This is a genomic window from Microbacterium sp. Clip185, assembly GCF_028743715.1.
Taxonomy (GTDB): Bacteria; Actinomycetota; Actinomycetes; order Actinomycetales; family Microbacteriaceae; genus Microbacterium.
Map to the genome: position 1 here is coordinate 1,867,165 of NZ_CP117996.1, position 12,351 is coordinate 1,879,515.

Sequence of the window (12,351 nt, forward strand, 5' to 3'; positions counted from 1 at the left end):
GGTCCGCATCCTCACGCCAGCCACCCGGTCAGCCTATCGGGCGGTGCGGCCGGGGCTGGGAGGCTCACGGAGCCGGACCGAGCATGCCACCTGCACAAAGCAAGAGCCCCGGCGGTCCGCTCTCGCGCGGATTTCCGGGGCTATCTGTCTTGCTGGGGTACCTGGACTCGAACCAAGAACAACTGAACCAGAATCAGCCGTGTTGCCAATTACACCATACCCCACCGGCTTCTACCGAAGTAGCGCCAAGAGAAGAGCTTAGCCCACGCCCGCGGCAATCCCAAACCGAGACGGGCTCACGGCGATGCCATCGGTCGCTCATCCGCAATCCTCCGCCGGGGCCCGTACGGTCCTGCCATGACCGCCGCGTCCGTTCCGTCTTCCGCGCCCCGGCGTGCCCGTGTCGCGTGGCCCCTGGGCCTCATCCTGATCGTCATCGCCGCCGCCCTGACCGGATGGCAGGTGTCAGCGTCGATGAGCGACTACTACGGCGCGGTCGCGATGTCGATGAGCAAGAGCTGGTCGAACCTGTTCTTCGGCGCCTTCGACCCCGCCGGCACCGTCTCGCTCGACAAGATCCCCGGCTCCTTCTGGATCCCCGCCCTGGCCGTGCGGCTGTTCGGTTTCTCGCCGGCGGCCGTCATCCTTCCCAACGCTCTCGCCGCCACCGCGGCGGCCGCCGTCAGCGCGTTCACCGCCCGTCGGTTGGTCGGAACGACGGGCGGTCTGCTGGCCGGCGCCGTGGTCGCGACCACGCCGATCCTCGTGGCCGTGGCACGATCGAATCAGCCCGAGTCGTTCTTCGTGCTCGCGCTCGCGCTGGTGGCGTGGGCGGCGGTGCGCGCAATCCAGCAGCGCAGCCTCGGCTGGTACCTCCTCGCCGGGGCCTTCATCGGCGTCGCGTTCCAGACCTACATGCTCGAGGCCTGGGCCGTATGGCCCGCTCTGGCCGCGGGGTATCTGTGCACCCGTCAGCGCTGGTGGCGTCGCATCTGGCACACGCTCGTCGCGGGGATCGCGAGCCTCGCCGTGTCGCTCACCTGGGTGCTGATCGTCTGGCTGATCCCCGCATCCGATCGGCCCTACGTCGGCGGCACGAACGGCAACAACCCGTGGGAGATGGTCTTCGGATACAACGGGCTCGGACGCTTCAGCGCCACCGCCGATTCGGACGCCTACCGCTCGTTCACGCCGGCGTTCTCGGGCGACCCCGGTCCCCTCCGCCTGTTCAACACCGAGCTCGCCGGCCAGATCGCGTGGCTGCTCCCCGCGACCGTCGCGGCGATCGTCGTCCTGCTCATCCTGCGATGGCGCCCCGCGACCGTCGTGTTCCTCGGCGGGTGGTTCGCGACCGAGGTCGCGATGTTCTCGCTCGTCGCGGGTATGCACCAGTTCTACACGTCCGCACTCGCGATCCCCGTCGCCCTCCTCGTGGCAGCGGCGTTCGCCGTCGCGCGCTCCCGGCGCCTGCTCTGGCCGCAGTTGCTCCTCGTCGCCGTCACGGCGGCCACCGCCGTGGTGATCGCGGCGATGTACTCCGAGCCGAGCCCGGTCATCGCCTGGATCCAGGCCGCCATCGCTGTCGTGGCGATCCTGCTGCTCGTCATGGAACGTCGAGCCCAGGCCTTGCGCTGGGTGACCTCCATGGTCGCGGTGATCGCCCTCCTGCTGACGCCGGCGGCGTGGTCAGTGCTGACGATCAGCACGCCGAGCTCGATCAATCCGACGGCCGCCGGAGTCTCCCAGATGCCGGGCGGCGGCGGGTTCGGCGGCTTTCGGCCCGGCGGTACGGCCTTCGGCGGCTCGGCGAGCGGCGCAAGACCGCACGCACCGGCCGGCGGAGCGCAGACCGGCGCCCGCGGCGGGATGCGCCCCACGGGCGTGCCGGGCGGGGCGGACTCGGACGCGGCGCTGCTGCTCTATCTCACAGAGCGTCAGGGCGATGCGAAGTACCTCGTCGCCACATTCGGCGCACAGTCGGCGGCGCAGCTCATCCTGTCCTCCCATGGAGGCTCCGTATTGCCCATCGGCGGATTCGACGGCAGCGACGATGTCCCGACCCTTGCCGCGTTCCAGCAGATGGTCGCCACCGGCGAGGTCACCTACGTGCTCGGGTCCGGCGCGCCGGGAGCGGGAGGGACCCGCTTGGCGTCGGAGTCGACGAAGGACATCGCCGCGTGGGTGGCATCCACCTGCACCCTCGTGAGCGATGCCCCCGCGGGCGCGACGCTCTATTCCTGCGCCGCAGGATGAGCGACCGCGTCAGCCGATCTTCTGCACCAGGGCGTCAAGACGGCGGATGCTCTCGCTCTTGCCGAGCAGCTCCATCGACTCGAACAGCGGCGGCGACACCCGACGACCGCTGACCGCAACCCGGAGCGGGCCGTAGGCGACGCGAGGCTTCAGGCCGAGCTCCTCGATCAGCGCCTTCTGCAACGCCTCCTGCACGGATGCAGCCGTGAACTCCGCGTGCGGCACGAGCTCGAGCGCGTTGACGGAGGCGACCAGCACCTCACCGGCGTTGGCCGGCAGCGACGCGAGGGCATCGTCGGCGTACTCCACCTCGTCGCGGAACAGGAACCCGAGAAGGCCCGGCACGTCGCCGAGCAGCTGCACGCGCTCCTGCACGAGCGGAGCAGCAGCGGCGATGAGCGCCCGCTCACGGTCATCGAGCGTCTCACCGATGATGCCCGCGTCGCGCAGGTACGGCAGGATGCGGGTCGCGAAGTCCTCGGGCGCCAGCATCCGGATGTGATCGCCGTTGATGGACTCGGCCTTCTTCTGATCGAAGCGGGCCGGGTTGGGGTTCACATCGGCGATGTCGAAGGCCTCGACGAGCTCGTCGAGCGAGAACACGTCGCGATCGGGGGCGAGTGACCAGCCCAGCAGCGACAGGTAGTTGAGCAGGCCCTCGTGGATGAAGCCCTTCTCCCGCTGCAGGAAGAGGTCGGCCTTCGGGTCACGCTTGGAGAGCTTCTTGTTGCCCTCCTCCCCCAGCACCAGCGGCATGTGCCCGAACCGCGGCATGAAGTCGGTGACGCCCGCTTCGATCAGCGCGCGGTACAGCGAGAGCTGACGCGCGGTCGAGGGCATGAGGTCCTCGCCGCGGATGACGTGCGTGATGCCCATGAGCGCGTCGTCGACCGGGTTCACGAAGGTGTACAGCGGCACACCGCCCGCGCGCACGATGACGAAGTCGGGGAAGGATCCGGCGGGGAACGTCACCTCGCCCCGGATGAGGTCCACGTAGGTGAGGTCTTCGTCCGGCACGCGGAGGCGGTAGGCGGGCTCGCGCCCCTCGGCGCGGAACGCGGCCTTCTGCTCTTCGGTGAGCGTGCGGTCGTAGTTGTCGTAGCCGAGCTGCTTGGCGCGCCCGTTCGCCTCGTTGCGCGCGTCGATCTCCTCGGCCGTCGAGTAGCTCTCGTACGCGACACCCGCCGCGACGAGCTTGTCGAGCACCTCGCGGTAGAGCTCATGCCGCTGCGACTGCCGGTACGGCGCGTGGGGACCGCCGACCTCGACGCCCTCGTCCCAGTCGATCTCGAGCCAGCGCAGCGCCTCGAGCAGCTGCTGGTAGCTCTCCTCGCTGTCGCGAGCCGCATCCGTGTCTTCGATGCGGAAGACGAGCTTGCCGCCGTTGTGCCGGGCGTATGCCCAGTTGAACAGCGCGGTGCGGATGAGGCCGACGTGCGGCAGGCCCGTGGGCGAGGGGCAGAACCGCACCCGGATGTCGGAGCCGGTTGCGGTCGTGGTGCGGGGATCGGGTGCGGAAACCATAGGCTCCCAGCCTACCCGCGTCGCCCCGCCGTGCCGCGGCCCACTCCCGCAGCCTGCGCGGCCTCGCCGACCGCCGCGAGTGCCAGCCGAAGCGCGGGCACCCGGTGCGCGTCGGCGGCAGTCACCACATGAAGCGTGCGCTGCTCCCCCGGTGGCAGCGGCACCGCCTGCACGCCCGGCAGCAGCGGGAAGGAGTCGAGGGCGAGCCCCGGCAGGGTCGCGACACCGGTACCCCGGGCCACGAGGTTCTCCACCGCGACGATGTTGTCGGTCTCGAACGCGATCCGCGGCGTGAACCCCGCGCGGGCGCAGAGCTCCAGCAGGTGACCGCGGCACCGAGGACAGCCCGCGATCCAGGATGCGTCGGCGAGCTCGCCGAGCTGAGCGACGGATGCTCCGACGAGCTCGTGGTCGTCGGGAAGCACGACGAACATGCGGTCCGCGCCGAGGGTGCGCACGACGAGGCCGCGCGCGCTCTCACCGTGCGGATCGTTCTCGTCGCCCGGGTAGCTGAACGTGAGCGCGATGTCGGCGCGATCCTCACGCACCGCAGCCATCGCCTCAGGCGGTTCCGCCTCGACGTAGGTCACGGCGAGTCCGGGAGCCTTGTCCGAGAGCGCCGCAAGCACCCGCGGGACCAGCGTCGGCGACGCCGAGGGGAATCCGGTCAGACGCACGCGGCCCGAGGTGAGCCCACGCAGCTGCGCCAGCTCGTCGGAGGCCGCGTCGATGGAGCGCGCCACCGCGTCCGCGTGGCGGGCGAGCACGGCGCCGGCCTCGGTGAGGCGCACCCGGCGCCCGACGCGCTCGACCACCGGCATCCCGACACGACTCTCGATGCGGCGCACCTGCTGGCTGACAGCGGGCTGGCTGTACCCGAGGGATGCGGCGGCCGCCGTGATGGACCCGGTCTCGGCGATCGCGCGCATCACGCGGAACGCCTGAACGGCGAGCTCGCCCTCGTCCTGATCGGCCATGCGCCGAATATATAACGCGAGCTTATGAACGCGATGCCCCTTCTGCCGTAGACCGCGACCTCGGGCATCCCGATGCTGGAGACATGACCGCACCGCTGGATCTCACCGCCGTCCGCGCGGCCTTCGACGGCGGTCGGGACTACCTCGCCGCCTGCACCGGCGGACTGCCGCCGCGCGTGAGCCGAGACGCCCTCATCGCCGACATCATGCGCGCGGTCACGCACGGGGCGGATGCAGCGGCCTACTCCGTCGTCGTCGAGCACACGCGCCGGCACGCCGCACGACTGCTGCAGGTCGCACCCGAGCGCGTCGCGATCGGGTCGCAGACCTCGGTTCTGGTGAGCCTCATCGCCGCAGCCCTGCCCGAGAGCAGCGAGGTGCTCGTGCCGGACGGCGACTTCTCTTCCCTCGTTCTCCCGTTCGTGCACCGCGGCGGCCTCCGTGTGCGCTGCGCACCGCTCGCAGAGCTTGCCGAAGCCGTTCGGCCCGACACGGCCCTCGTCGCCTTCTCGCTCGTGCAGTCCGCATCCGGCGAGGTCGCCGATCACGGCGCGATCACCGCCGCCGCGAGAGCGGTCGGAGCCCGCACGCTGTGTGACGGCACGCAAGCGGTCGGTTGGCTTCCCGTCGACGCGTTCGCCTTCGACGCGTTCGTCGTGCACGCGTACAAGTGGCTGTGCGCGCCGCGCGGTGTCGCCTTCCTCGCCCTGACGGAGGAGTTCGCAGCCACCCTGACGCCGCTCCACGCCGGATGGTACGCGGGCGCCGACCCGTGGCAGTCCTGCTACGGAGACGCCGCGACGCTGGCCTCGGACGCCCGTCGGTTCGATGTCTCCCCCGCGTGGCAAGCGTTCGTGGGCGCCGAGCCGTCGCTCGGACTCTTCGCCGACGCCGACATGTCCGCCGTCCACCGGTACACGACCGCTCTGGCGACGCGCTTCCTCACCGAGATGGGCCTCCCCGCCCCCTCCACCCCGAGCGCGATCGTGACGTGGACCGACGCGGATGCCGCCGACCTCGCGCGCCTGCAGGCCGCCGGCATCACCGCATCCGGCCGCGCCGGACGCGCGCGCCTCGCGTTCCACGTCTTCAACGACGAGGACGACGTCGATCGCGCGGTGCGGGCGCTGCGTTAAGCCGCTTCGCGGCGCGTGCGCGCGAGCGGAGACGCCGCCACGACGACGATCACGAGCGCGAGGGTCACGAACGCGAGCCCCCCGAATCCGATCCAGCCGAGGATGACTCCGGCGAGGATCGCGCCTGCAGCTCCCACGAGGTTCATCGCGAGATCGCTGCGGCCCTGCCGGCGGGTGCGCATCGCCTCACTGCTGGTCTCCACGAGCAACGCCGCGCCCGCCACGGTCGAGGCGCTCCACCCGAGCCCCAGCAACACGAGGCCGATGGTCACCGCGGTGTTCGCACTCTGCCCCAGCCCCGAGACGAGAAGGGATGCGGCCAACAGCCCCTGCCCGAGGAGGACGGTCGCCACCCGGCCGATCCGGTCGGCGAGGATGCCGAACACCGGCGACAGCGCGTACATCCCGGCGATGTGCAGGCTGATCGTGAGCCCGACGATCGTGAGGCTCGCGCCGTGATGCACGAGGTGCACCGGGGTCATGGCCATGACGGCGACCATCGTGCCGTGAGAGGCGGCGATCGCGAGAATCGCGTAGCGCGCCGCCACGGGCCGATCGGCGCGGGCGATCCGGGGTGCCGCGCCTGCCGCAGCCCGGGCGACGAGGCGTTGCGCCAGCAGGAGCGGGTCGGGGCGCAGCGCAGCGACGTACAGGATGACGGCGAGCACCTGGGCGACGATCGTGAACAGATAGGGGCCGGTCAGCGGAGGCATACCGACCAGGTCGCCGAGCGCCTGCCCCGGTCCGACGAGGTTCGGGCCGAGAACCGCGCCGACCGTCGTCGCCCAGACCACGACCGAGATGTCGCGACCGCGCGACGAATCGGTCGCGAGGTCGGCCGCAGCGAAGCGCGACTGCAGGTTGGCGGCCTGACCCGCACCGATCAGCACGACCCCCGCGAGCAGCAGCGGGAAGGATGCGGCCGCCACCGCGCCGATCACCAGCAGCACCCCGATCAGGGCCACGGAGAGCCCGGCCGCGAGCGCGGGGCGACGCCCGCTGCGCCGCGCGAGGGCCGCGAGCGGGATGGCGAACGCCGCCGCTCCCAACGTCACGGCTGCTGTCGCCCAGCCGGAGAACGCCTCGTCACCGGACAGCTCGGTGGCGAGGATCGCGCCGAGCGAGATCGTCGCGCCGAACGCGATTCCCCCGAGGATCTGTCCGGAGGACAGCAGCCACAGCGTGCGGCGTCGGATGCGGGTCAGCTCGGCCGCATCCGGCAGCAGGTCGGGAGCGTCAGGCATCGCGCACGGTGTTGCGCAGAACGCCGATCCCCTCGACCTCGACCTCGACCTCGTCGCCGGCCACGAGCGGGCCGACACCGGCGGGGGTTCCGGTCATGATGACATCGCCGGGCAGCAGCGTGAACACCGACGACGCGTATGCGATCAGCTCCGCGATCGGGAACATCAGATCGGTGAGCGGCGCCGACTGGCGCTCGTCGCCGTTGACGCGGGTCACGACGCGCGCGGCGGACGCGGGATCGAACTCCGTCTCGATGACGGGCCCGAGCGGGCAGAAGGTGTCGAAGCCCTTGGCGCGCGACCACTGGCCGTCACTGCGCTGGAGGTCGCGGGCGGTGACGTCGTTGCCGACCGTGTAGCCGAACACGACGTCGAGGGCCTTCTCCACCGGCACGTTCTTCGCGATCCGGCCGATCACCACGACCAGCTCGCCCTCGAAGTCGACCCGCTCGGACTGCGTGGGGCGCACGATGACGTCGCCGGGACCGATGACCGCGGTGTTGGGCTTGAGGAACATCAGCGGCTCAGCGGGGACGTCGTTGCCGAGCTCCTCCGCGTGGGCACGGTAGTTGCGTCCGATCGCCACGACCTTGGATCGCGGGATCACCGGCGCGAGCAGCGCCACATCCGCGATCGGGATGCGCTTTCCCGTCGGCTCGAAGCCGGCGAACATCGGGTCTCCGGCGAGCTGCACGAGTTCGTCGTCGTCGACGATTCCGTAGGCGATGGCGTCCTGGTGGCTGAAACGAGCGATCTTCACCCGTTCAGCCTATCCAGGACGCCCCGCCACGGACTCAGGCGTCGAGCCGGACGAGCCAGTTGTGCTTGTCTTCGCGACGGCCGTACTGGATGTCGGTCAGCTCTTCGCGCAGCGACAGCGCGAGCGAGCCGGTCGGCTGCTCGTCGAAGAAGTCCTTGCCCTTGAGCTGGCCGATCGGCGTCACCACCGCGGCCGTGCCGCAGGCGAACACCTCGACGATGTCACCCGAGGCGACACCCTCGCGCCACTCGGCCAGCGACACGGCGCGGCCCTCGACCTTGTGGCCGCGGTCGATCGCGAGCTGCAGGATCGAGTCGCGGGTGATGCCCTCGAGGATCGAGTCGGACTGCGGGGTGACGAGGGTGCCGTCCTTCTTGACGAACACGATGTTCATGCCGCCGAGCTCTTCGACGTTGCCGTCCTGGTCGAGGAACACGACCTGGTCGCACTCGTTCTCGTACGCCTCGGACTGCGGCAGCAGGCTGGCAGCGTAGTTGCCGCCGGTCTTCGCCGCCCCCGTGCCGCCCTTGCCGGCACGGGAGTAGTCCTCGCTCAGCCAGATCGAGACCGGCTGCACGCCGCCCTTGAAGTAGGCGCCCGCGGGGCTCGCGATGAGGTAGTAGGCGACCTTCTGCGCCGGGCGCACGCCCAGGAAGGCCTCCTTGGCGAACATGAACGGCCGCAGGTACAGACTCTGATCAGCGCCCGACGGCACCCAGGCCGCATCCAGCTTGATCAGCTCGCGCAGCGACTGCACGAAGTACGACACGGGCAGCTCCGGCAGTGCGAGACGCCGAGCCGAGCGCTGCAGACGCCGACCGTTCTGGTCGGGACGGAAGGTGTGGATCGACCCGTCGGCATGGCGGTACGCCTTGATGCCCTCGAAGATCTCCTGACCGTAGTGGAGAACGGCCGCGGCGGGATCCAGCGAGATCGGGCCGTACGGCTGCACGCGCGGGCGGTGCCAGCCGCCGCGCATCGACCAGCAGATGTCGACCATGTGGTCGGTGAAGTAAACGCCGAAGCCGGGGTTCTCGAGGATCTGCTCGCGCTCCGCGGCGCCGCGGGCGGCGAGGTTGCGGGTGACGGCGAACTCGAGCGGTGCGAGGCCCTGGTCGGGATCGGTGTCGAGGAGTGTCATGAGGATCTCGCTTCATCTGCGCCTTGCGGCGCGGTCACGGGCGACGGCTGCGGGCTCCAGGTTACGCCTGGAGCCGCGCGATGATCGCGTCGCCGATCTGTGCTGTGGTGCGGACCGAATCGGAACGCTCGGCGATGTCGGCTTCGACCGCGCGGGTGAGGCGGTCGGCGTCATCGCGCAGTCCCAGATGATTCAGCAGGAGCGCGACCGAGAGGATCGCGGCCGTGGGGTCGGCCTTCTGCTGGCCCGCGATGTCGGGAGCCGAACCGTGAACGGGCTCGAACATCGACGGGAAGTCGCCGTCGGGATTGATGTTCCCGGATGCGGCGAGGCCGATGCCACCGGTGACGGCACCTGCCAGGTCGGTCAGGATGTCACCGAAGAGGTTGTCGGTGACGATCACGTCGAAGCGGCTGGGGTTCGTGACCAGGAAGATCGTGGCCGCGTCGACGTGCAGATAGTCTACGGCGACGTCGGGGTGCTCCGTCGCCACCTCGTCGACGATCCGCTTCCAGATGCCCCCGGCGTGCACGAGCACGTTGGTCTTGTGCACGAGGGTGAGCTTCTTGCGGCGCCGCTCGGCCTCGGCGAACGCGAAACGCACGACACGCTCCACGCCGAACGCCGTGTTCACCGAGGTCTCGTTGGCCACCTCGTGCGGGGTGCCCACGCGGATCGCGCCCCCGTTGCCGACGTACGGGCCCTCGGTCCCCTCGCGCACCACGACGAAGTCGATCTCACCCGGGTCGGCGAGCGGACCGCTCGCACCCGGGTAGAGCTTCGACGGACGCAGGTTCACGTAGTGATCGAGCGCGAAGCGCAGCTTGAGCAGCAGCCCCCGCTCGATGTTCGCGTTCTTCAGTCGAGGATCGCCGGGCACTCCCCCGACGGCGCCGAGCAGGATCGCGTCGTGCGAGGCGATCGCCGCCAGGTCGTCGTCGGTCAGGGTGTCGCCGGTCTCGAGGAAGCGCGCGGCTCCGAGCGAGAACCACGTGCGCTCGAAGGTCACGTCGGTGTCCGCGGTGACGGCCTCGAGCACTTTGTCCGCCTCGGCGATCACCTCGGGACCGATTCCGTCACCGGGGATGACGGCGAGCTTCACGACGCGCGACATGGCACTCCTGTCTCAGGATGCCGCGGGCATCACCGCCGCGGCGAGTTACGGGATGATCCCAGCGTAGTCGCGGCGATCACCGACGCCACCACGACAAGACCCGCACCGATGAGCGACGTGATGCCGACACCGGCGTCGAAGGCGTGCGCGGCCGCATCCCGGAGCGCGGCACCGGTTTCGGGGGCGAGCCCGTTCGCGGCACTCACCGCGCCCGCCAGGGTCTCACGCGCCGCATCCGCCACGTCCGCAGGAACACCCTGCGGCACGACCAGGTTCGCGCGGTACAGCGCCGTGAGCAGTCCTCCGAGCAGCGATGTTCCCAGCACCGCACCGACCTCGTACGCGGTCTCGGAGACGGCGCTGGCCGCTCCCGCCTTCGCCGGTGGGGCGCTGGCGAGCACGAGCTCGTTCGAGACGGTCTCGGCCGCGCCGATCCCGATGCCGAGCACCATGAAGGCCACCACGAGCAGTGCCACCGAGCCCGGGTCCGTCGACAGCGCGACCATGACGTAGCCGACGAACGAGAACACCAGTGCGACGGGGATGACGACGCGCGGCGAGACGCGCTTCGCGACGGGCACGACCGCGAGTCCCGAGACGATCATGAGCACCAGACCGGGCACGAGTGCAAGGCCCGCGTTCATGGGCGAGAGACCGACGATGAGCTGCAGATGCTGCGAGACGAAGTAGATGAACCCGACCAGCGCGAGCACGCTCAACAGGTTGATCAGCAGGGCGCCCGTGAACGCGCCGCGGGCAAAGAGGCGGACATCGAGCATCGGCGTCTCGGCGCGACGCTGGCGGCGCACGAACAGCACGCCGAACCCGACGCCCGCCACCAACAGGGCGGCGACGAGCGGGCCCGGGCCGTGAGCCGCCGCCTCCTTGATCGCATAGACGATCGGCACCATGGTCGCCATGGAGAGCACGATGCTCACCGGGTCCACACGGCCGGGGTTCGGGTCGCGACTCTCCGGCACGAGGATCGGCGCGAGCACGAGCAGCGGGATGAGCACGGGCACCGCCATCAGGAACACCGATCCCCAGGCGAAGTGCTCGAGGAGGAACCCGCCCACGACCGGGCCGAGAGCCGCGCCGGCGGAGAACATAGCCGCCCAGACGGCGATCGCGAGCCGGCGCTGATTGCGGTCGGTGAAGATGCTGCGAAGCAACGACAGCGTCGACGGCATGAGCATCGCGCCGAAGACGCCCATGACGGCGCGGGCGGCGATGAGCAGCTCGGCGTTGGGGGCGAAGGCACCGAGCGCCGAGACGGCGGCGAAGCCCGTGGCGCCGATCAGCAGCATCCGGCGGCGTCCGAAGCGGTCGCCGAGCGTGCCCATCGTCACCAGGGAGCCCGCCAGCACGAGCGGATAGACGTCGATGATCCAGAGCTGCTGTGTGCTGGTGGGGCGAAGCTGCAGCGCGATCTCCGGAAGCGCGAAGCTCAGCACGGTGTTGTCGACCGCGACCAGCAGCACGGGAAGCATGAGGACGACGAGCGCCGCCCAGCCGCGCCATCCGACGCGGCGCCCCGCGGCCTCGGCGATGGCGATGTCTTGAGTCAGTGTGTTCATGTGTTTCTATACCGTCCGGCTGGTATAGTAACAGAGATGAAGCGTCCTCCGTCAGTACGATCGACACCATGAGTCGACCCCCGCGCGCCCGCGAGCTGGTGCTCGACGCCTTCGAGAATCTTCTCGTCGCGGAGGGCGAACGCGCGGCGACGATGGATGCGACGGCCAGGGCCGCCGGCGTCTCCAAGGGCGGGCTGCTCTACCACTTCGGTTCGAAGGACGCCCTCGAGGCGGGCTTGCTCGAGCGTCTCCGCCTCCTCGTCGACGAGGACCTCGAACGCATGCTCACCTCCGCCGAGGGGCCCGTGGCCTACTTCGTGCGCACCTCCGCCATGAGTGACGACGAGCTCGATCGGGCCTTCGTCGCCGTTTCCCGGCTTGCCCAGGGCGGGCACGCCGCCGCGGGCGCCGCGCTGCGCGCCATCCGCGACCGCTGGGCCGACGCGTTGCGGGCGCACGTGGCGAGCGAGGCCGCGCTGGATCTCGTGATGCTCGTGAGCGACGGCCTGTACTTCAACAACGCCCTCGGGGGCGATGGTGTGGCCGGCCCCACCCCGACAGGTGCCGCCATGGACGCCCTGCTCGAGATCGTCACCCGCGCCGCGCGCGGCTGACCCGTCGACCC

10 protein-coding genes and 1 tRNA gene are annotated in these 12,351 nt (G+C 70.3%); 3 read left to right on the forward strand and 8 right to left on the reverse strand.

Annotation, left to right across the window (positions count from 1 at the left end):
• Positions 1 to 152: 152 nt before the first annotated feature.
• Positions 153 to 224 (reverse strand) — tRNA-Gln (locus PQV94_RS09045).
• A gap of 133 nt (positions 225 to 357) precedes the next feature.
• Here PQV94_RS09045 and PQV94_RS09050 point away from each other — a divergent pair.
• Positions 358 to 2,253: an ArnT family glycosyltransferase gene (locus tag PQV94_RS09050; RefSeq protein WP_274285541.1), complete on the forward strand. Its 1,896-nt coding sequence runs from the start codon at positions 358 to 360 to the stop codon at positions 2,251 to 2,253.
• A 9-nt stretch (positions 2,254 to 2,262) separates the two neighbouring features.
• On the opposite strand, the gene gltX is transcribed toward PQV94_RS09050, so the two are convergent.
• Together gltX and PQV94_RS09060 are read right to left on the reverse strand one after the other, a co-directional pair.
• The gene (gltX, locus tag PQV94_RS09055) at positions 2,263 to 3,777 is read right to left on the reverse strand and encodes a glutamate--tRNA ligase (protein WP_274285542.1); all 1,515 of its coding nucleotides are present in this window, start codon (positions 3,775 to 3,777) and stop codon (positions 2,263 to 2,265) included.
• Positions 3,778 to 3,788: 11 nt separating this feature from the next.
• The gene (locus PQV94_RS09060; RefSeq protein WP_274285543.1) at positions 3,789 to 4,754 is read right to left on the reverse strand and encodes a LysR family transcriptional regulator; all 966 of its coding nucleotides are present in this window, start codon (positions 4,752 to 4,754) and stop codon (positions 3,789 to 3,791) included.
• Between the two features lie 83 nt (positions 4,755 to 4,837).
• On the opposite strand from PQV94_RS09060, the gene PQV94_RS09065 reads away from it, so the two are divergent.
• Entirely contained in the window at positions 4,838 to 5,890 is a 1,053-nt protein-coding gene (locus PQV94_RS09065; RefSeq protein ID WP_274285544.1) for an aminotransferase class V-fold PLP-dependent enzyme, read from the forward strand.
• Here the strand turns inward: PQV94_RS09065 and PQV94_RS09070 are convergent.
• The 5 genes from PQV94_RS09070 to PQV94_RS09090 all read right to left on the reverse strand — a co-directional run bounded on the left by PQV94_RS09070 (position 5,887) and on the right by PQV94_RS09090 (position 11,726).
• Entirely contained in the window at positions 5,887 to 7,134 is a 1,248-nt protein-coding gene (locus PQV94_RS09070) for an MFS transporter (protein WP_274285545.1), read from the reverse strand. The two genes, PQV94_RS09065 and PQV94_RS09070, sit on opposite strands and share 4 nt — an antisense overlap.
• Positions 7,127 to 7,894: a fumarylacetoacetate hydrolase family protein gene (locus tag PQV94_RS09075; protein WP_274285546.1), complete on the reverse strand. Its 768-nt coding sequence runs from the start codon at positions 7,892 to 7,894 to the stop codon at positions 7,127 to 7,129. Before PQV94_RS09075 ends, PQV94_RS09070 begins: the two co-directional genes overlap by 8 nt.
• Positions 7,895 to 7,928: 34 nt before the next feature.
• Positions 7,929 to 9,035, reverse strand: a complete 1,107-nt coding sequence (locus PQV94_RS09080; protein ID WP_274285547.1) for a branched-chain amino acid aminotransferase — start codon at positions 9,033 to 9,035, stop codon at positions 7,929 to 7,931.
• Positions 9,036 to 9,096: 61 nt separating this feature from the next.
• Positions 9,097 to 10,149 carry a 3-isopropylmalate dehydrogenase gene (locus tag PQV94_RS09085; RefSeq protein ID WP_274285548.1) on the reverse strand — a complete coding sequence of 351 codons (1,053 nt, stop codon included), beginning with the start codon at positions 10,147 to 10,149 and terminating at the stop codon, positions 9,097 to 9,099.
• A 29-nt stretch (positions 10,150 to 10,178) separates the two neighbouring features.
• Positions 10,179 to 11,726 (reverse strand): MFS transporter, encoded by a 1,548-nt coding sequence (locus PQV94_RS09090; RefSeq protein WP_274285549.1) that lies wholly within the window; start codon positions 11,724 to 11,726, stop codon positions 10,179 to 10,181.
• A 68-nt stretch (positions 11,727 to 11,794) separates the two neighbouring features.
• Here PQV94_RS09090 and PQV94_RS09095 point away from each other — a divergent pair, with 68 nt between their 5' ends.
• On the forward strand, positions 11,795 to 12,340 hold the full coding sequence (locus PQV94_RS09095; RefSeq protein ID WP_274285550.1) for a TetR/AcrR family transcriptional regulator: 546 nt from the start codon (positions 11,795 to 11,797) through the stop codon (positions 12,338 to 12,340).
• Positions 12,341 to 12,351: the final 11 nt, after the last annotated feature.

Coding starts and splice junctions, on each gene's coding strand:
- PQV94_RS09080 (WP_274285547.1), bottom strand. CDS start 9,035: ATGACACTCCTCGACACCGATCCCGACCAGGGCCTCGCACCGCTCGAG.
- PQV94_RS09060 (WP_274285543.1), bottom strand. CDS start 4,754: ATGGCCGATCAGGACGAGGGCGAGCTCGCCGTTCAGGCGTTCCGCGTG.
- PQV94_RS09090 (WP_274285549.1), bottom strand. CDS start 11,726: ATGAACACACTGACTCAAGACATCGCCATCGCCGAGGCCGCGGGGCGC.
- gltX (WP_274285542.1), bottom strand. CDS start 3,777: ATGGTTTCCGCACCCGATCCCCGCACCACGACCGCAACCGGCTCCGAC.
- PQV94_RS09095 (WP_274285550.1), top strand. CDS start 11,795: ATGAGTCGACCCCCGCGCGCCCGCGAGCTGGTGCTCGACGCCTTCGAG.
- PQV94_RS09070 (WP_274285545.1), bottom strand. CDS start 7,134: ATGCCTGACGCTCCCGACCTGCTGCCGGATGCGGCCGAGCTGACCCGC.
- PQV94_RS09050 (WP_274285541.1), top strand. CDS start 358: ATGACCGCCGCGTCCGTTCCGTCTTCCGCGCCCCGGCGTGCCCGTGTC.
- PQV94_RS09065 (WP_274285544.1), top strand. CDS start 4,838: ATGACCGCACCGCTGGATCTCACCGCCGTCCGCGCGGCCTTCGACGGC.
- PQV94_RS09085 (WP_274285548.1), bottom strand. CDS start 10,149: ATGTCGCGCGTCGTGAAGCTCGCCGTCATCCCCGGTGACGGAATCGGT.